This is a genomic window from Janthinobacterium sp. SUN026 (genome assembly GCF_030397625.1).
In the GTDB taxonomy this organism is placed as follows: Bacteria; Pseudomonadota; Gammaproteobacteria; order Burkholderiales; family Burkholderiaceae_D; genus Janthinobacterium; species Janthinobacterium kumbetense.
Genome location: NZ_JAPQNU010000002.1, coordinates 660,484 through 677,932, shown reverse-complemented (window position 1 = coordinate 677,932; position 17,449 = coordinate 660,484). Strand labels below are relative to the sequence as shown.

Genomic DNA, 17,449 nt, shown 5'->3' with positions numbered 1-17,449 from the left:
ATGCCTCAATTTTTCATCAACCGCCCCGTCTTCGCGTGGGTGGTGGCGGTCTTCATCGTCCTGTTCGGACTGATCGCCATACCGCAATTGCCGATTGCGCGCTTCCCCTCGGTGGCGCCACCCAGCGTCAGCATCAGCGCCAATTATCCCGGCGCCACGCCGCAAACCATGAACGATTCCGTGGTGGGCTTGATCGAACGCGAACTGTCGGGCGTCAAGCACCTGCTGTATTTCGAGTCGTCTACCGATACGTCGGGCTCGGCCTCGATCACCGTCACCTTCCAGCCGGGCACGAATCCGGAAATGGCGCAGGTGGACGTGCAAAACCGCCTGAAAGCCATCGAGCCGCGCCTGCCGCAAGCCGTGCGGCAAAACGGCTTGACGGTGGAGTCGGCGTCGTCCGGCTTTTTGATGATCGTCAGTTTGATCTCGGACAATGGTCAGCACGATGAAGTGGCGCTGGGCGACTACCTGGCGCGCAACGTGACGGAAGAACTGCGCCGCATTCCCGGCGTGGGCAAGGTGCAGCTGTTCGGTTCCGAGCGGGCCATGCGCATCTGGGTCGATCCGGCCAAGCTGGTGTCGTACAACATCGCCATGGGCGAGCTGACGGCCGCCATCGCGCAGCAAAATGCGCAGATCGCCCCGGGCCGCCTGGGCGACTCGCCCGCCGTGCACGGCCAGCGCGTGACCATCCCGCTGACGGTGCAGGGCCAGCTGCAAACGCCGGCCGAATTTGCCGCCATCGTGCTGCGCGCGAATGCGGATGGCTCGAAAGTGACCATCGGCGACGTGGCGAAAGTGTCGCTGGGCGCGCAAAGCTTCAATTTCAGCATCCGCGAAAACGGCCAGGCCGCGTCGGGCGCCGCCATCATGCTGTCGCCCGGCGCCAACGCCGTGCAGACGGCGGCCGCCGTGCGCGCGCGCATGGCCGAACTGGCGCACACCATGCCGGCCGGGATCAAGTATTCGGTACCGTTCGATACGGCGCCGTTCGTGAAGATCTCGATCGAGAAGGTCATCGTCACGCTGTTGGAGGCGATGGTGCTGGTGTTCCTCGTCATGTACCTGTTCCTGCAAAAGATACGCTACACCTTGATTCCCGCCATCGTCGCGCCGATCGCCCTGATGGGGACGTTTACGGTGATGCTGCTGGCCGGCTATTCCGTCAACGTGCTGACCATGTTCGGCATGGTGCTGGCCATCGGCATCATCGTCGATGACGCCATCGTCGTGGTGGAAGCGGTCGAGCGCCTGATGGCGACGGAAGGCCTGTCGCCGAAGGAAGCGACCTCCAAAGCCATGCGCGAAATCACGGGTGCGGTAGTGGGCATCACGCTGGTGCTGACGGCCGTGTTCATCCCGATGGCGCTGGCCAGCGGTTCCGTGGGCGCCATCTACCGCCAGTTCACGCTGGCCATGGCCGTGTCGATCCTGTTCTCGGCGTTTTTGGCGCTGACCCTGACGCCGGCCCTGTGCGCCACGATGTTGAAACCCATCGGCCCGCACGACCATGACAAGAAGGGATTCTTCCTGTGGTTCGACCGCCAGTTTGAGCGCATGACGGCGCGCTATGAAAAGGGCGTGGTGGCGATGCTGAAACGCGCTGGGCGCTCGATGGTGCTGTACGGCGCCATCGTCGCGGCGCTGGGCGTGGCCTTCGTGCAGCTGCCGTCGGCCTTCCTGCCGGAAGAAGACCAGGGCTATTTCATCACCTCGATCCAGTTGCCGTCCGACGCCACCATGGAGCGCACGCTCGATGTCGTCAAGTTGTACGAACAGCACGTGGCCACGCGGCCCGGCATTGAGGTAAATCAATCGATCCTCGGCTTCAGTTTTTCCGGCGCGGGGCCGAATGCGGGCCTGGCCTTCACCATGCTGAAGGACTGGAAACAGCGCAACGGCGCCACGGCGCAGGAAGAAGTGGCGCTGGCGCAGGCCGCCATGTCGCAGGCGAAGGAGGGCGTGATCATGAGCCTGATGCCGCCCGCCATCGATGAACTGGGCAACTCGTCCGGTTTTTCCCTGCGCCTGCAAGACCGCGCCAACCAGGGCATCGCTGCCCTGCAGGCGGCGCAGAACCAGCTGCTGGGCCTGGCGGCGCAAAGCGCCAAGGTGGCGGGCGTGTATCCGGACGGCTTGCCGCCCGGCGCCAGCGTGCGCCTCGATATCGACCGCACCAAGGCGGAAGCGCTGGGCGTGTCGTTTACGGCCATCGCCGACATGCTGACGGCGGCCATGGGGTCGACCTACGTCAACGATTTCCCGAATGCGGGCCGCATGCAGCAAGTGATCATCCAGGCCGATGCGCCGTCGCGCATGCAGCTGAACGACGTGCTGGCCTTGCGCATTCGCAATAACGCGGGCGGCATGGTGGCCCTGGGCGAACTGGTGCGCCCCGTGTGGAGCGAATCGCCGCTGCAGCTGGTGCGCTACCAGGGTTATCCGGCGGCGCGCATTTCCGGCAGCGCGGCGCCCGGCGTGTCCAGCGGCGACGCCATGCTGGAAATGGAGCGCCTGGTGAAGCAATTGCCGCCCGGTTTCGCGCTGGCGTGGACGGGGCAATCGCTGCAAGAGAAGGAATCGGCCTCGCAAGCGCCCATGCTGATGGCGCTGTCGATGCTGGTGGTCTTCCTCGTGCTGGCGGCCCTGTATGAAAGCTGGAGCATTCCCGTCTCCGTCATGCTGGTGGTGCCGCTGGGCTTGCTGGGCGCCGTGCTGGCCGTGATGTTGCGCGGCATGCCGAACGACGTGTTCTTCAAGGTGGGCATGATCACGATTATTGGTCTTTCCGCGAAGAACGCCATCCTGATCGTCGAATATGCGCGCCAGCTGCAGGCGCAGGGCAAGGGATTGGTCGAGGCGACGGTGGAAGCGGCCAGGTTGCGCCTGCGCCCGATCCTGATGACGTCGCTGGCCTTCGCGCTGGGCGTGGTGCCGCTGATGCTGGCCACGGGCGCCAGCGCCGAGACGCAGCATGCGATCGGCACGGGCGTGTTCGGCGGCATGATTACCGCCACCGTGCTGGCCGTGTTTTTCGTGCCCGTGTTCTTTGTCGTGGTGCTGGGCGCCGTCGACAAGATGGATACGTACTTCAACAAACGCAGTAATCGCATCGCCGTCAAGGCGGTGGAAGGAGAGTTGTAATGCGTTTGATTTTTATCACGCCGCTGGCCGCGCTGGCCTTGTCGGCCTGTTCATTGACGCCGCCGCTGGTCAAGCCGGCGCCGCCGATTCCCGCCGCGTATGCCGAGGCCGCCGCGCCAGGCACGGCCGACACGGCGGCCAACCTGGGCTGGCGCCAGATGCTGCTGGACGCGCGCCTGCAGCGCCTGGTCGACATCGCGCTGGAAAACAACCGCGACTTGCGCGTGGCGTCCCTCAACGTGGAAGCCGTGCGGGCCCAGTACCAGATCCAGGATGCGGGCCGCTATCCGGCGATTGGTCTCAACGGCGGCGGCACGCGCCAGCGCGCTGCCGATGCCACGGGACAAAATCCCACGGTGCAAAACCAGTTTACGGCCGGCATCGCCATGAGCGCGTTCGAAATCGACCTGTTTGGCCGCCTGCGCTCGCTGTCGGAGGCCGCCTTTGCGCGCTACCTGGCCACGCAGCAGGGCCAGCGGGCCGCCCACATGGCCCTGATCGGCGCCGTGGCCGACGCCTACCTGGAACAGCGCCTGGCCGAGGAACAGCTGGCGCTGGCCCGGCAAACCCTGCTCGATTGGCGCCAGGCCCTCGTCCTGACGCAGCGCCTGCACGGGGCGCAGCAGGGCAGCGGTCTTGATGTAGCGCAAGCGGAAGGGCAGGCGGCCACGGCGGAAGCGGACGTGCAGGCGCGGGAACGTGCCAGCGCCTTGGCGCGCAACAACCTGGAATTGCTGCTGGGCGCGCCGTTGCCCGCCGACTTGCCGGCGGGCCGGCCGCTCGACGGCCAGCCCGTGCTGACGCAGCTGCCGCCCGGCCTGCCGTCGGACTTGCTGGCGCGCCGTCCCGACATCCTGCAGGCGGAATACGCGCTGGTGGCGGCGAATGCGGAAATCGGCGCCGCGCGCGCCGCCTTCTTCCCGCGCCTGTCGCTGACGGCGCAGCTGGGACTGGCCAGCCCGGAACTGGGCGACCTGTTCCGCGGCAGCGCGCGCAGCTGGTCGTTCGCGCCGCAAGTGACGCAGCCGCTGTTCCAGGGCGGCCAGCTGCGCGCGGAATTGCAGCTGTCGCGCCTGCGCAAGGACGTGGCCGTGCTGCAATACGAGCAAGCGATCCAGGCGGCGTTTCGCGACGTGCGCGACGGCCTGGCGGGCAGCGCCACGTATGCGCAGCAGATCGCCGCGCAGGAACGCGTGGTGACGGCGGCGCAGCAGCGCCAGCGCCTGTCGCAGCTGCGCTACGACGCGGGCCAGGACAGCCGGCTGGAATTGCTCGACGCGCAGCGCCAGTCGTATGCGGCGCAGCAAGCCTTGCTCGACGCGCGGCGCGACCAGTTCAAGTCGGCCGTGGCCCTGTACAAGGCGCTGGGGGGCGGGCTGGAAGAGTAGCCCGCTTTGCGGAGGGCGGCCAGCCGGGCGTCGGCTTGCCAGGCTACGCGCCGGGCCAGTCGATCAACAGCGGTTGCGGCATCCACGGGTGCCGGATGGCAGCCAGATTCCACGGCAAGCGGCTCAGCAGTACATCGAAGGGATTGCGCGCGACAGCCAGCGTGCATTTCCCGTCGCCTTTTTGCAGTCGGCCTTCGCGCTGCAGAAAGACCTGGCGCAATCCCTCGGGCGACGTTTGTCCCACCGCTGGCCAATGGCGCATCACGGCGGCCAGCACTTGTTCGCACAGGGCCCGTTCTTCTTCGCCGAGGTCGACGGGGGGAGCCGGGAAGTCCGGTTCCAGGCCGCACAGCAGCTTGTTCAGCAGCAATTGCTGCTCCGGCGCGTCGCTCCTGCCATCGACCAGGTATTGCAGCAAGTGAACGGCGCGTGCGCCGTGTTCGCCGCGCAGCTGCGGCCTGCCATCGCCGCCAGTGGCGAGCAAGTCCAGCCGCTGGAACATTGTGGGCAGGAACGGGTGGAGCAGCGCCAGGCCGGCGTTGCCGATGTCGGCGATGTCAGTAGCGTGTACAGCGTCGTTCATGTGCTTATCATGTAAATGCCCCGATCGGGCGGTTGCGCGCCAGGCTCCAGCCCGTCGTCTGCTGGTCGCCGGGCTGGCCGTCGGCCTGCTGCACGCTGTACGTCCAGAGGATTTCCGTAAAGTTCAGCTTGAACTGCTCGGTGGGCATGTCGTCGGGATGGGTTTGCAGCTGGATTTCGCTGATCAGGGCGTCGTGCTGGGCGATGGTGATGAGGTTGGCCGTCTTGTCGCCCGTCTGGCGGTTGATGTACAGCCTGGTCGGCTGGTCCGGGCCGCTGCCCAGCGGCTTCGCCCGCAGGCACAGATCGTACAGCCTGACCGAGGTCGCATCGACATACTTGACGCAGGTAAATTCGGTGATGACGGGCCGGCCGGACGTGCGCGCAGAGTTGCTGATGTCGGTCGTCACTTGCTGCTTCATGCCTTGATGTAATGACACCAGCTCGAAGCACCGGCCCATGCCCCGCAGCGTGGCAGCGTCGCGCCAGATGGCGTCGATACCGCCGCTCTTGCTTTCACCGTCCGGCGCCTTGCCGAACACGAGTTCCCCGTCGCCGGGTTCCAGTAAGATCAAATCCATGGCGATGCTCCCTTCCAGTGAGTGAACACGGATGCCACCCTGCTACAGGTGGAGATTGCGCGGCCGGGGCGCTTGCCAGCCTGCCTCGCCGTGGCTGTCGACAAAACAGATTTTCAGCTGCGCCATGCCCTGCGAGACGAAAAATACGCTGGCCGTGGCGCTTTGCCGGTCGCGGGTGATGTACCACAGGGCGTCGCCGTGCGCCAGGCCCCAGCTGGCCACGCGGTGCACCAGCAGGTCGGCACTGCCGCGTTCCACCAGGGCCACGCGCACGTCGGCCTCTCCCATGCTCTGCGCTTGAAATATGCGTGCCACCTGTCTTTTTCCCCGTTGCCATCGTGCCCGTGACTATACACCGGTTAAGTTGCTTAAAGACAATCATAAAGGCGCGAAGAATAACTTTTTTTGCGTCGCTGCATCCAAACGGGCGCCTGGCGAGTAGTACAGGGGTGCGCTCGCTGCGACCGCGGCATGGGCGGCACTTCCACTCACTCTTACAGGGGCCACGACCATGCCGATCCTTCCGACCTTGCCAACCTTGCCATTCGCCAAGCTGCTGCTCGCTTCCGCCGTCGCCATGTCGCTCACCGCCTGCGGCGGCAGCGGCAGCCACCATGACCCCGTCACGCCACCCGTGGTGGTGGCTGGCGATGTCTTCGTGCTCACCGCCAGCAACAAACTGCTGTCGTTCGACCGCGCCACGCCCGCCACCATTCGCACCACGGCCACCGTGACGGGCCTGCAGGCGGGCGAGAACCTGCTGGGCATCGATTTCCGTCCCGCCGATGGCCAGCTGTACGGCGTCGGCAGCACGGGGCGCATCTACACCCTGAACGGCGCGACGGGCGCCGCCACGCTGAAGTCCAGCCTGGCGGCCGACGCGGCCGACACGACGGCGCCCTATGCGGCGCTGGCCGGCACGCAATTCGGCGTCGATTTCAACCCGGTCGCCGACCGCCTGCGCATCGTCAGCGACACGGGACAAAGCCTGCGCATCAATGTCGACACGGGCGCCACGACGACGGATGGCAATATCAACGGCGGCGCGGGCAACACGGCCATCACGGCGGCGGCCTACACCAACAGCTTCGCCGGCACGGCCAGCACCACGCTGTTCGTCATCGATGCGGCCAACGCCACCCTGTACACGCAAAATCCGCCCAACAACGGCACCCTGGCCGGCGCCGTGCCGCTGGGCGTGGCGGCCACCGGCGTGGCCGGCTTCGACATCGATGCGCGCAACAACACGGGCTACGCCGTCATGACGGTGGCCGGCGTGCGCAACCTGTACACCGTGAACCTGGCCGCGACCACCGCCCCGGCGACCCTGGTGGCGGCCATCGGCGTGACGGAGGAGCTGCGCGGCATCGCCTTGGCAGGGCCGGGCGCGCCCATCGCCTACGGCTTGACGGACGACGCCCGCATCGTCACCTTCAAGACGGCCACGCCGAACACGCTGGACGCCAACGTGGCTGTCACGGGCCTGGCGGCGGGCGAGCGTTTGCTGGGCTTTGATATCCGTCCCAAGGATGGCGTGCTGTATGGAATCTCGTCGGCGGGGCGCATCGTCACCATCGACCCGGCTACGGGCGCGGCCACCGTCAAGGTGACGCTCGCCGCCGATGCGGCGGATGTCACCGCGCCGTACACGGCCATCGCCGGCACGGCCTTCGGTGTCGATTTCAACCCCGTCGCCGACCGCCTGCGCGTGATCGGCAACACGGGACAAAGCCTGCGCATCAACGTCGACACGGGCGCCACCACGACCGACGGCGCCGTCAACCGCGCGGGCGCGGCGCCTGTCGTCACGGCGGCGGCCTACACCAACAGCTTTGCCGGCACGACGGCCACCATGCTGTTCGATATCGACACGGCCAGCGCCGCGCTCGCCCTGCAAAATCCGCCCAACGACGGCACCCTGGTGAATGTGGGCTTGCTGGGCGTGGCGGCGGCGGGCGATGCGGGCTTCGATATCGCGGGCGGGGCGAACGGCCTGGCCCTGGCGGCCCTGCGCACGTCGGCCGCGGGACCGAGCTCCCTGTACCGCATCGACCTGGCAACAGGCGCGGCCGTGCTGAGCGGCGGCGCGGCCACGCCGGCGGCATCCGCCATCGGCAACGGGGCGGTGGGGCTGACCGATATCGCCATCGCGCTCAAGTAAGGCGGGCTGGCGCCGCCCGGCGTGTCACGATTTCTGCATCTGCTGCTGGAATGTGAGCTCGATGAATTCGGCCGGGCGGCTGACGGCGACCAGGATGGTGACCCGCAAGATGCCTTCCAGGATGTCTTCCGGCGTCATGGTTTCGCCCAGGCCGACGGACACGCTGAAGCTATCCTCCGGCGAGGCGCCCGCCAGGCCGCCGCGCTTCCAGACGCCAGTCAGGAAGTTGTTCGTCATTCCCCGGACGGTGACCCAGGTGCCGGACACGTTTGGCTCGAACACATAGGCCAGGTAGGCCAGGCGCAGCGATTCCGCCAGCATGATCACGGTGCGGCGGACATTAATGTAGCGCCAGTCGAGGCTGTTGCCATCGAGGGTGCGGGCGCCCCACACCAGTGTGCCCTCGCCAGCAAAGCTGCGGATGGCGTTGACCGACGTGCCGCTGCCGCTCACGTTGAGGTCTTCCTGCTCATCGTGCGAGATGTGCACGGCCGGTGCGCTGACGGCGTCGAGGCTCACATTGGCCGGTGCTTTCCACACGCCGCACGCGTTGTCGACCATCGTATATATGCCCGCCATGGCGGCGCCGGGCGGCAGCAGATTGAGCTGGCTTTGCATGGCCAGCAGCAGTTGCCCGTACACGGGGCAGAGGGCGAGCAGCGACTGATGGATGGCAGCGATGCGGCTGGCCTGACCGTCCGCTGACGCAGCTACGCTGGCCATCTGCTCGAACAGGGCGGACACTTGCCGCTGCCGGCCGGCATCCAGCGCCTGCGGCAGCAGGTTTTTCAGCGCGTCCCACTGGCTGGCGCGAAGGCAGGTGAAGTTGAGCTCGTCCAGCGAAACCACCGTGGTTTCCAGCCACGGATAATAGGCGGCGCCATACGCCAGCGCGGCGCTGCCGATGCCGTTCCGGAAAGCGGCTACGGGCCCATCCGTCAATGGGGCTGCGCCGGCATGGATGTCGAGGATGGCGAAGCGGTTGCGCATTTCCTGGCCGCAATGCTCGAGCATGTGCCGTTGCAGCGCATGGCAGTCGTCCTGCGCCAGCAGCATGGCGTCGGGCACGGCCAGCAGCGTGACTTCCGGCGCCTGCCGCAGGGTATCGATGCCGGCGCGCAGTGTGCCGAAATCGGGCGCGTCATGGTAGTTGCCGATGGAAACGATATGGCAGGCGCCGCCGCCGTTGCGGAAAAAAAGCCGCATGCTGTGATACAGCAGGAATCTTCCGCTGGCCTGGTGCAGCGCGAAGGGCGTTGCAGCGCCTGGGGCCGCCTCCGCCTCAAGCGTGAATTCCGGCACGGGCGCGCCGCCGAAACAGGCTTCAAATTCCTCCATCGAGGTGATGCGCCAAGGCTTGTTGTGCAGCGATTTTCCTTGATGGCTGGCGCCGGCCGTGTAGCCGACAAAGGCTGGCACGGCCGGCGCGACCTCGATGACTGAATTGGGGAAGGCGGTTTTTTCCACGATATACACGCCGGGAGTCTGGTATTGCGCCATATGCATGCTTTCCTGGTGGGTCAGAGGGGGGCGGGGCCGAGCGATGGGCTAGTATAATCAGTTATCAGACTGGCATGAGAATTTATGCTCACATCTATTTGATATTTCCAGTATTATTGAAGTATTGAATTCATTGTCTATTTTCGGATGCCCCACCCATGCTGACCGCTTTCCTGATCTTCCTCGCCACCCTCATCCTCGTCATCTGGCAGCCGCGCGGCCTGGGCATCGGCTGGAGCGCCGTCATCGGCGCCTGCGTCGCCTTGCTGGCGGGCGTCATCCACTGGGGCGACATCCCCGTCGTCTGGCACATCGTGTGGAACGCCACCGGCACATTCATCGCCGTGATCATCATCAGCCTGCTGCTGGACGCGGCCGGTTTCTTCGAATGGGCCGCCTTGCACGTGGCGCGCTGGGGCGGCGGCAGCGGCAGAAAACTGTTCGTGCTGCTGGTCTTGCTGGGCGCCCTGGTTTCCGCCGTGTTCGCCAACGACGGCGCCGCGCTGATCCTCACGCCCATCGTCATCGCCATGCTGCGGGCGCTGAAATTTTCCGCCAAGGCCACCCTGGCCTACGTGATGGCGGCCGGCTTCATCGCCGACACGGCCAGCCTGCCGCTGGTGGTGTCGAACCTGGTGAATATCGTCTCGGCCGATTTCTTCAAGATCGGCTTTGCCGAGTACGCGGCCGTGATGGTGCCCGTCAACGTCGTCGCCGTGCTGGCCACCTTGGCGGCCTTGCTGCTCTTTTTCCGCCAGGATATTCCCCGCGATTATGCAGTGGCGCAGCTGAAACGTCCGGACGCCGCCATCCGCGACCTGGCCACCTTCCGCGCCGGCTGGCTGGTGCTGGCGCTGCTGCTGGTGGGCTTTTTCTCGCAGGAAAGCCTTGGCGTGCCCATCAGCCTGATCGCCGCCGTGGGCGCCGCGCTGCTGCTGGGCGTGGCAGCCAAGGGGCACGTGATTTCCACGCGCTACGTGCTGCGCCATGCGCCATGGCACATCGTTGTCTTTTCGCTGGGCATGTACCTGGTCGTGTACGGCTTGCGCAATGCGGGCTTGACGGCTTACCTGACGGGCATGCTGAACCACTTTGCGCAGTACGGCGTGTGGGGCGCGGCCATGGGCACGGGCGTGCTGACGGCGTTATTGTCGTCCGTGATGAACAACTTGCCGACGGTGCTCGTGGGCGCGCTGGCCATCGACCCGACGACGGCGCAGGGCGCCGTGCGCGAAGCGATGATCTACGCGAACGTCATCGGCAGCGACCTGGGGCCGAAGATCACGCCGATCGGCAGCCTGGCCACCTTGCTGTGGTTGCACGTGCTCGACAGCAAGAATATCCACATTTCCTGGGGATACTATTTCCGCGTCGGCATCGTGCTGACCGTGCCCGTGCTGCTGGTGACCTTGGCCGCGCTGGCGCTGCGCCTGTCCTGAGTTCCGTGTATGGTGGTGGCTGTGAGCAACTTTATACTGGGATGCAATGAAAATACTGCTCGTAGGCGCTACCGGGCTCGTCGGCAGCGAAGTGCTGCGCCTGGCGCTGATGGATGCGCGGATCACGGCCATCGTGGCGCCCGTGCGCAAGCCCTTGCCGTCGCATCCCAAGCTGGCCGCGCCGCTCATTGATTTCGATCAATTGCCGCCGGACGCATCCTGGTGGCAGGCGGACGCCGTCATCTGCACCCTGGGCACGACGATGAAGGTGGCCGGCACGCGGCAAGTGTTTTCGCGCGTGGACCACGACTATCCGCTGGCCGTGGCGCGGCTGGCGCTGGCGGCCGGCACGCGCACGTACGTGCTCAATTCCGCGGCCGGCGCCAATGCCGCTTCGCGCATTTTCTATAACCGCGTCAAGGGCGAGCTGGAACGCGACCTGCAAGCGCTGGGTTTTCGTTCGCTCACGCACGTGCGACCGGGCCTGATCGGCGGCGAGCGCGCCGTGGCGCGGGCGGGCGAGGGCGCCGCCTTGCGCGTCCTGCGCGTGCTCAGTCCCATGCTGCCGCGCCGCTGGCGCATCAATCCCGCGCCGCGCATCGCCAGCGCCTTGCTGGAAGCGGCGCTGGCCGCCGCGCCGGGCGTGCACGTGGTGACGTCGGAGCAGCTGCTGTGAGTGCGCGCCCGTATAATCTGCGTTCTTGTTACTGAAGGTACAACACATGCAGACTGTACGCCCTTACCAGGTCGGCGACCGCGATGCCTGCCTGGCCCTGTTCGACGGCAATACGCCGCGCTTTTTCGACCCGTCCGAGCGCGCGGACTTTGCCGCCTGGCTCGATACCTCGACGCATCCCTACCTGGTCATTCTGCGCGACGGCCGCATCGTCGCCTGCGGCGGCCATGCCATCGAGGCGGGCGGCAGCGTCGCCAGCCTGTGCTGGGGCATGGTGGCGCAGGATGCGCATGGCCAGGGACTGGGCCGGGCGCTGACGCAGGCGCGCCTGGACGCCATCCGCGCCGTGCCGGGAATCGCCAGCGTGCGCATGAATACCAGCCAGCACACGCAAGGCTTTTATGCGGGCTACGGTTTCGTGACGGTCAACGTGACGCCGGACGGCTTCGGGCCGGGCATCGATCAATGGGACATGGTGCTGCAACTGCCGCTGTAGCGGCGGCAGGCATGGCGCCGTGCCGCGCTCAATAATTGATTGAAATGCTAACGTTAATCGCTTACTATCGTTGGGTGTTTCAACTAGGAAAGATGCCCATGCACCCCTCGTTCTTGCTTGATTTCCCGCTGAAAATTGCCGCCAGGCAAGGATGGCCGCATGGCTGACCCATCCCCGCTCGTCATCATCGCCAGCAGCGGCACCGGCGGCGACATGCAGCCGTTTATCGCGCTGGCGCAGGGCTTGCAGCAACGGGGCCGGCGCGTGCTGCTGCTGGTGCCGGGCTGGCAGGAAGCGGCCGCGCAGGCGTCAAAGTTGCCGTATCGCACCTTCGGCAGCGCGGAACAGGGGCAGGCCATGCTGGGCAACCCCGGCCTGTGGGATGAACGCAAGGGCTGGGGCGTGGTGTGGAACGGTCTCGTGCCGCACCTGGGCGCCGTGCGCGACATCGTGCAAGGCTTGCCGGCCGATGAGGCTTGCGTGGTGCTGTGCCATCCCATCCTCGTGCCGATGGCGGCCCTGGCGCGTTCCGTGCGCCCGGACTTGCGCATCGTCGCGGCGTATCTCGCGCCATCGAACCTGTGCAGCAGCCATGATTTCCTGACGGCCGGTTCGCTGCGCATTCCCGCGTGGGTGCCGCTGGCCTGGCGCCAGGCCCTGTGGCGGATGATCCACCGCGCCATGATCGACCCGGTGCTGCTGCCTGGGCTGAACGGCGCGCGCGCGCAGCACGGCTTGCCGCCGGAAGCGCATTTTTTTGGACACATGCTGTCCGCGCCGGACGCCTCGCTGGGACTGTTTCCCGCCTGGTTCGCCGCACCGCAGGCGGATTGGCCGCCGCACTTCGCGCAAGCCGATTTCACCGCCGCCGCCATGCCTGGCGCCGCAGCGCTGCCGCCGGAACTGGAACGTTTTCTGGGCGAGGGCGAGCCGCCCATCGTGTTTACGCCCGGTACCGGCCACCAGCATGCGCAACGCTATTTCAGTATCGCGCTGGACGTCTTGCGGCGGCTGGGGCGGCGCGGCCTGTTCCTCACGCCCCATGCGGCGCAAGTGCCGCAGCACTTGCCGGCTGGCGTGCTGTGGCAGGCGCACGCGCCGTTCGCGGCGCTGTTGCCGCGCGTGGCGGCCGTGGTGCACCACGGCGGCATCGGCACCAGCGCGGACGCCTTCCGCGCGGGCATCCCGCAGCTGATCGTGCCGTTCGCGTACGACCAGTTCGACAATGGCTGGCGCGCCAAACGGCTCGGTGTGGGAGAGGTCTTGCTGGCCAAGCGCTTGTCTGCCGGGCGCATGCAGCGGCAGCTGGCGCGCCTGCTGGACGCGCCCGAAGTCAGGCTGGCGTGCGGCGAGGTGGCCCGCCGGATGGGGCAGGGGCTCGAATCAGCGCGCCTGCTGGATCACGTCGAAGCGGCCCTGGCCGCTTAGTCTGCCTGGGGAATGCTGCGCTAGGTATCGTCGAGGGCGATGACCCGGTCGTTTGCGCCGGGCACGCAGCCGTCGGCGATCGGTTCCCAGCCCCGGTGCACCACCACCTGCTTGCCGTCGTGGCAGATTTCCACGCGTTCGCTGGCGGGCAGGCGCTGGCGTGCGAAAGCTTCCAGGCTGGCCGGCAGGCTCACCGCCAGCTGCATCGAGCGAATTGCCTCAGGCGGGTGGTCATCCATGTGCACGAGGGGCACGAAGATGGAGCCGAGCATCAGCCAGCGCGCACCCACGTCGACGGGGGCGGGCGCATATTGGGCGGCGCGCAGCCAGTCCTGGGCGCGGGCGCGCAAGTCGCCGCCTGCCGCCAGTTCGCCCCAGGCGGAGGCCAGCATTTCCACCACCCACTGATTGCAATTCTGGTATGTCAAATTGAAAGCATACGCGTTGGCGCTGTAGCGGCCCGCCAGCAACTGCTGCACGCGCATGGGGTCGAGCAGGGCGCGGCGCAGGGGCGGCACGGTTTCGGCCGGCAATTTCACGAGCGAGATGTAGCCGAGCGCCGGGTTTTCCGTGCCCATGGCGAAACCGGCCGTGCCCTGGTCGAAGATGCGCGGGCGGCCTTCGTCGCAGGCGTAGTACAGCTGGCGCGCGGACCAGCCGCTGTCATTGTCGTGGCGCCAGGCCAGCGCGGCGTGCGAATAGCGGATGCCGAAGCGGGCCAGGTCCAGGCCGGAGCGGCTGATCAGGGCCACGCTGCCTTCGCTGGCGGCCAGTTCCTCGCGCACGACGGCGGCAAAGCGCAAGAGCCGGTCCTGTTCCGTGGCCGTGAGTTCCTGGGCGCGGTCGCAAAAGCGCGAGGAGGACATGGAGGTGCCCGCCTGGGCGGCGCCAGCCAGGACGAGTGCGGCGCAGCCGGCCAGCAGCGGCGCCAGTTTGCGCAAGATCAAAGGCTGACGGGACGCGTGGCCATTTCGCCGTACCAGTCGTCGGCCAGCACGAGGAAGAAGGCGGCGCGCGTGTCGTTGCGCGAGAATTCGATGCCGTAGGCGCGGTTTTGCGCATGCACCACGTCGCCCTGCGCCAGCTGCTGCTTGTCGAGCGCCGCTTGCGGCAAGTCCAGCACCAGCGGCGTGGCCGTGGCGTCGGCCTGCATCGTCAAACGCGTCATGCCGGCGCGGCCCGGCACGGCGGCCACGTCGATGATGCGGTAGGGGCCATTGGCCACCTTGTTGTCGCGCGAAGAGCTGTTGCTCGAACCGTTGAGCGAATCGGAAATGCTGCCGCTCGACTGGGAACCGGCGCTGGAGGCCGAGGAAACGAAGCTGTCGGCGTTGGCGTTGCACGCCATGGTCAGAGCTGCGGCCAGGCCGAGCATGCGTAAGGAGGTAGTCAAGGCAGTTTTCCAGTGAGCATCAATGAAAGCGGACCGGGTCCATCCCGGCTCGCGCCATCATAGCAGATCGGCCATCAGCTGAGCAGTACCTCGATCAGGCCCTTCGCTTCGGCCGACGGCTGCGTGCGCAGCGCCTGCAGCACGGGATCGTGTTCCAGATAGGCTTGCAGCGCCTCGCTGACGGTGACGCCGGCCTGCGGCAGCGGCGAAGGGACGGGAGAGAGCGCCTTGGCCAGCAGCAGGGTGTCGCGCAAGCCCTCGGGCGGCAGCATGATGGTCGAGCCGGGCAAGGCGTTGACGGCATCGGCCACCGGCAGCGGCACGCCCAGCTGGCGCATCAGCGCGCGGCCGATCACTTCCAGCGTGGACGCCATCTGCGTTTCCAGCTGGGCGTACAGGCCCGGAGTCTTGTCGGCCTGGGCCAGCAAATAAAAGCCGGCCACTTCATGCACGATGCCGGCGAACAGCGCCGTATCGGCGTCCGTCTGCGTGACGGTGGCGGCCAGCCCGTGCGCCAGCGCCGCCACGTGCACGGTGTGCGCCCACAGCTGGGTGGCGCGGGCGCGCAAGGCTTCGTCGCGGATGCCCGCGTTCAGCTGGCGGATGACGGCCGCCGTCGCCAGCGCATACAGGTTGCGGTGGCCCAGCCGCTCGACGGCGGCGCGCACGCTGGTGATGGCGGGCGCCTGGCCGGGCGAGAACAGGGCCGAATTGGCCAGCGCCACGGCGCGCGCCGACAAGGTCGGTTCGCACAGCAGCAAGCGGCTGATGTCGGCCGAGTGGCAATCCGGGTTGGCCAGTTCCTTTTGCAGGAGCAGGGCCGTATTGATGCTGGTGGGAAAAGCCAGGGTTTCCGTTTCGGCGCTGGCCAAAAGTTGCGCCAGGCTGCTGAGCGTGTTGACGTGCATGGATAGGGGAGCGGGAAGTAGCAATGTCCCCATCTTATCAGGCAATCCAGGCCGCATGGCGCCCGGCTGCCTTTGCTGTCAGGCACGGCTGGCCGGCGGCGCCATTCATAAGCTGTACTTATAGACTTTAGTGGATTTGCCTGTCTATTCACGGTGGGCGAGGGCGGGTACGCTTGATCTGCCACAAGCGTGCCTCGTACGCGGCTTGTTCCATATCAATGTTTACAAGGAAAATACAGATGCGTGATGAAGTCCCCCAGCCGCAGCGGCGCACCTTCCTGAACACCTCGCTGGCCATGGTGGCCGGCGGCGCCGGCATGGCGCTGGCAGGCGCGGCCCAGGCGCAAGCGCCGGCGTCCGCGCCCACCCGGCCCATGGTCGTGGGCCATCCCCGGCGCAACGGCGTCGCTATCGAACGCGTCGCGTTCCCCAACACCAGCGCGCAGACGGTCATCGCGGCCAACCTGTTCACGCCAGCCGGATTCGATGCGGCCAAAAAATATCCCGCCATCGTCATCGGCCACCCGTTCGGCGGCGTGAAGGAACAGACGGCCGGCTTGCACGCGCAAAAGCTGGCGGAACTGGGCTATGTGACCCTGGCGTTCGACGCTTCGCATTACGGCGACAGCAGCGGCTTGCCCCGCTACACGGAAGTGCCGGGCACGCGCGTGGGCGACTACAGCGCCTGCGTGGATTTCTTCAGCAATCATCCGGCCGTGGATCCGGCGCGCATCGGCGTGCTGGGCATTTGCGGTGGCGGCGGCTATGCCGTCAGCGCGGCGCAGGTCGACCACCGCATCCAGGCCATCGCCACCGTCAGCATGTACGACATGGGCCGCGCGCGCCGCCAGGGGCTGGGCGACACGCTCACCTACGAGCAGCGCATGAAGACCTTGGACGAGGTCGGCGAGCAGCGCACGCGCGAAGCGCGCGGCGAGCCACGGCGCGACATCCGCGCGCTGCCCGAGTCGGCCGGGCCGGACGCGCCGGAAATCGTGCGCGAATTCCTCGATTACTACGCCACGCCCCGGGGCCAGCACCCGCACTCGACCAGCTTGTACGCCTTGACGAGCCTGGCGCCGATGATGAATTTCTTCCCGTTCGCGCAGATCGAGACGATCGCGCCGCGCCCGTTGCTGATGATCGTCGGCGAGCGCGCCGTCTCGGCCTACTTCAGCGAGGATGCGTACGCCAGGGCGGCGCAGCCGAAGGAGCTGTTCGTCGTGCCGGGCGCCTCGCACGTGGACCTGTACGACCGGCCGCCTTACATCGCGCAGTCGCTGGCCAGGCTGGACGCCTTCTTTCGCCAGCACCTGGGGGCGTGATGGGCGTTTTCTCGAACAGCATGGAAGCGGGCTTCCTGGCGGCCTGCCTGGCGCTGCCCGTCTTTGCGCCAGCGCAAACGCTGGATGCGCAGAGCAAGCCGCCCTCGCGCGCGCAGCAATTGATGGGAGACTTCGCGCCGAAGATGGCCGACCTCACGGACAAGGTGCTGTACGGCGACATCTGGGAGCGCCCCCAGCTGTCCAAACGCGACCGCAGCCTGGTGACCGTCAGCGCGCTGGTGGCCATGCACCGTCCCGAGCAGCTGAAATCGCACCTGCTGCTGGCGCGCCAGAACGGCTTGACGGAGGACGAGCTGGTCGAGGCGATCACCCACCTGGCCTTCTATGCGGGCTGGCCGAACGCCGTCTCGGCGCTGGCCGTGGCGAAAGAAGTCTTCCGCAAATAACGACCGCCGCCCCGCGCG

The 17,449-nt window shown here is 66.8% G+C and carries 16 protein-coding genes; 9 read left to right on the top strand and 7 right to left on the bottom strand.

The features are described 5' to 3' along the window. Positions 1–3,147, top strand: a complete 3,147-nt coding sequence (locus tag OX459_RS12690; RefSeq protein ID WP_289905308.1) for an efflux RND transporter permease subunit — start codon at positions 1–3, stop codon at positions 3,145–3,147. Next, positions 3,147–4,535: an efflux transporter outer membrane subunit gene (locus OX459_RS12685; RefSeq protein ID WP_289905307.1), complete on the top strand. Its 1,389-nt coding sequence runs from the start codon at positions 3,147–3,149 to the stop codon at positions 4,533–4,535. Before OX459_RS12690 ends, OX459_RS12685 begins: the two co-directional genes overlap by 1 nt. Positions 4,536–4,578: 43 nt before the next feature. Here OX459_RS12685 and OX459_RS12680 read toward each other — a convergent pair whose 3' ends face one another. Genes OX459_RS12680 through OX459_RS12670 form a run of 3 tightly spaced genes read right to left on the bottom strand, consistent with a single transcriptional unit; the run spans position 4,579 to position 6,013 of the window. After that, positions 4,579–5,118 carry a contractile injection system tape measure protein gene (locus tag OX459_RS12680; RefSeq protein ID WP_289905306.1) on the bottom strand — a complete coding sequence of 180 codons (540 nt, stop codon included), beginning with the start codon at positions 5,116–5,118 and terminating at the stop codon, positions 4,579–4,581. Between the two features lie 7 nt (positions 5,119–5,125). Beyond that, complete coding sequence (locus OX459_RS12675; RefSeq protein ID WP_289905305.1) at positions 5,126–5,698, bottom strand: type VI secretion system tube protein Hcp; 573 nt, start codon at positions 5,696–5,698, stop codon at positions 5,126–5,128. Between the two features lie 42 nt (positions 5,699–5,740). Further along, the gene (locus tag OX459_RS12670) at positions 5,741–6,013 is read right to left on the bottom strand and encodes a DUF6150 family protein (protein WP_289905304.1); all 273 of its coding nucleotides are present in this window, start codon (positions 6,011–6,013) and stop codon (positions 5,741–5,743) included. Between the two features lie 196 nt (positions 6,014–6,209). Here OX459_RS12670 and OX459_RS12665 point away from each other — a divergent pair, with 196 nt between their 5' ends. After that, on the top strand, positions 6,210–7,859 hold the full coding sequence (locus OX459_RS12665; RefSeq protein ID WP_289905303.1) for a DUF4394 domain-containing protein: 1,650 nt from the start codon (positions 6,210–6,212) through the stop codon (positions 7,857–7,859). A gap of 24 nt (positions 7,860–7,883) precedes the next feature. Here OX459_RS12665 and OX459_RS12660 read toward each other — a convergent pair whose 3' ends face one another. Beyond that, entirely contained in the window at positions 7,884–9,365 is a 1,482-nt protein-coding gene (locus tag OX459_RS12660; RefSeq protein ID WP_289905302.1) for a phage tail sheath C-terminal domain-containing protein, read from the bottom strand. A gap of 152 nt (positions 9,366–9,517) precedes the next feature. On the opposite strand from OX459_RS12660, the gene OX459_RS12655 reads away from it, so the two are divergent. The 4 genes from OX459_RS12655 (at position 9,518) to OX459_RS12640 (ending at position 13,398) form a co-directional block, all read left to right on the top strand. Further along, positions 9,518–10,798, top strand: coding sequence for an arsenic transporter (locus OX459_RS12655; protein WP_289905301.1), 1,281 nt, complete (start codon positions 9,518–9,520; stop codon positions 10,796–10,798). 46 nt (positions 10,799–10,844) lie between these two features. Further along, positions 10,845–11,474 (top strand): NAD-dependent dehydratase, encoded by a 630-nt coding sequence (locus OX459_RS12650; protein WP_289905300.1) that lies wholly within the window; start codon positions 10,845–10,847, stop codon positions 11,472–11,474. Between the two features lie 46 nt (positions 11,475–11,520). Then, positions 11,521–11,970 carry a GNAT family N-acetyltransferase gene (locus OX459_RS12645; RefSeq protein ID WP_289905299.1) on the top strand — a complete coding sequence of 150 codons (450 nt, stop codon included), beginning with the start codon at positions 11,521–11,523 and terminating at the stop codon, positions 11,968–11,970. Positions 11,971–12,129: 159 nt separating this feature from the next. Further along, the gene (locus tag OX459_RS12640) at positions 12,130–13,398 is read left to right on the top strand and encodes a nucleotide disphospho-sugar-binding domain-containing protein (protein WP_289905298.1); all 1,269 of its coding nucleotides are present in this window, start codon (positions 12,130–12,132) and stop codon (positions 13,396–13,398) included. A gap of 20 nt (positions 13,399–13,418) precedes the next feature. Here OX459_RS12640 and OX459_RS12635 read toward each other — a convergent pair whose 3' ends face one another. From OX459_RS12635 to OX459_RS12625, 3 genes are all read right to left on the bottom strand, one after another. Then, positions 13,419–14,345, bottom strand: a complete 927-nt coding sequence (locus OX459_RS12635) for a DUF2145 domain-containing protein (protein ID WP_289905297.1) — start codon at positions 14,343–14,345, stop codon at positions 13,419–13,421. Then, complete coding sequence (locus tag OX459_RS12630; protein ID WP_099664287.1) at positions 14,342–14,773, bottom strand: hypothetical protein; 432 nt, start codon at positions 14,771–14,773, stop codon at positions 14,342–14,344. The genes OX459_RS12635 and OX459_RS12630 overlap by 4 nt, the downstream gene beginning before the upstream one ends. Before the next feature lie 92 nt (positions 14,774–14,865). Beyond that, positions 14,866–15,732, bottom strand: coding sequence for an HDOD domain-containing protein (locus OX459_RS12625; RefSeq protein WP_289905296.1), 867 nt, complete (start codon positions 15,730–15,732; stop codon positions 14,866–14,868). Between the two features lie 206 nt (positions 15,733–15,938). Between OX459_RS12625 and OX459_RS12620 the strand changes: the two genes are divergently transcribed. Further along, positions 15,939–17,024 (top strand): alpha/beta hydrolase, encoded by a 1,086-nt coding sequence (locus OX459_RS12620; RefSeq protein WP_289905295.1) that lies wholly within the window; start codon positions 15,939–15,941, stop codon positions 17,022–17,024. Continuing rightward, entirely contained in the window at positions 17,024–17,431 is a 408-nt protein-coding gene (locus OX459_RS12615; RefSeq protein ID WP_289905592.1) for a carboxymuconolactone decarboxylase family protein, read from the top strand. The genes OX459_RS12620 and OX459_RS12615 overlap by 1 nt, the downstream gene beginning before the upstream one ends. Positions 17,432–17,449: the final 18 nt, after the last annotated feature.

Excerpts from the sequence above, each read along its gene's own strand:
- OX459_RS12690 (WP_289905308.1), top strand. The coding sequence starts at position 1 with ATGCCTCAATTTTTCATCAACCGCCCCGTCTTCGCGTGGGTGGTGGCG.
- OX459_RS12685 (WP_289905307.1), top strand. The coding sequence starts at position 3,147 with ATGCGTTTGATTTTTATCACGCCGCTGGCCGCGCTGGCCTTGTCGGCC.
- OX459_RS12680 (WP_289905306.1), bottom strand. The coding sequence starts at position 5,118 with ATGAACGACGCTGTACACGCTACTGACATCGCCGACATCGGCAACGCC.
- OX459_RS12675 (WP_289905305.1), bottom strand. The coding sequence starts at position 5,698 with ATGGATTTGATCTTACTGGAACCCGGCGACGGGGAACTCGTGTTCGGC.
- OX459_RS12665 (WP_289905303.1), top strand. The coding sequence starts at position 6,210 with ATGCCGATCCTTCCGACCTTGCCAACCTTGCCATTCGCCAAGCTGCTG.
- OX459_RS12660 (WP_289905302.1), bottom strand. The coding sequence starts at position 9,365 with ATGCATATGGCGCAATACCAGACTCCCGGCGTGTATATCGTGGAAAAA.
- OX459_RS12655 (WP_289905301.1), top strand. The coding sequence starts at position 9,518 with ATGCTGACCGCTTTCCTGATCTTCCTCGCCACCCTCATCCTCGTCATC.
- OX459_RS12650 (WP_289905300.1), top strand. The coding sequence starts at position 10,845 with ATGAAAATACTGCTCGTAGGCGCTACCGGGCTCGTCGGCAGCGAAGTG.
- OX459_RS12645 (WP_289905299.1), top strand. The coding sequence starts at position 11,521 with ATGCAGACTGTACGCCCTTACCAGGTCGGCGACCGCGATGCCTGCCTG.
- OX459_RS12640 (WP_289905298.1), top strand. The coding sequence starts at position 12,130 with ATGGCTGACCCATCCCCGCTCGTCATCATCGCCAGCAGCGGCACCGGC.
- OX459_RS12630 (WP_099664287.1), bottom strand. The coding sequence starts at position 14,773 with ATGCTCGGCCTGGCCGCAGCTCTGACCATGGCGTGCAACGCCAACGCC.
- OX459_RS12625 (WP_289905296.1), bottom strand. The coding sequence starts at position 15,732 with ATGGGGACATTGCTACTTCCCGCTCCCCTATCCATGCACGTCAACACG.
- OX459_RS12620 (WP_289905295.1), top strand. The coding sequence starts at position 15,939 with ATGCGTGATGAAGTCCCCCAGCCGCAGCGGCGCACCTTCCTGAACACC.
- OX459_RS12615 (WP_289905592.1), top strand. The coding sequence starts at position 17,024 with ATGGGCGTTTTCTCGAACAGCATGGAAGCGGGCTTCCTGGCGGCCTGC.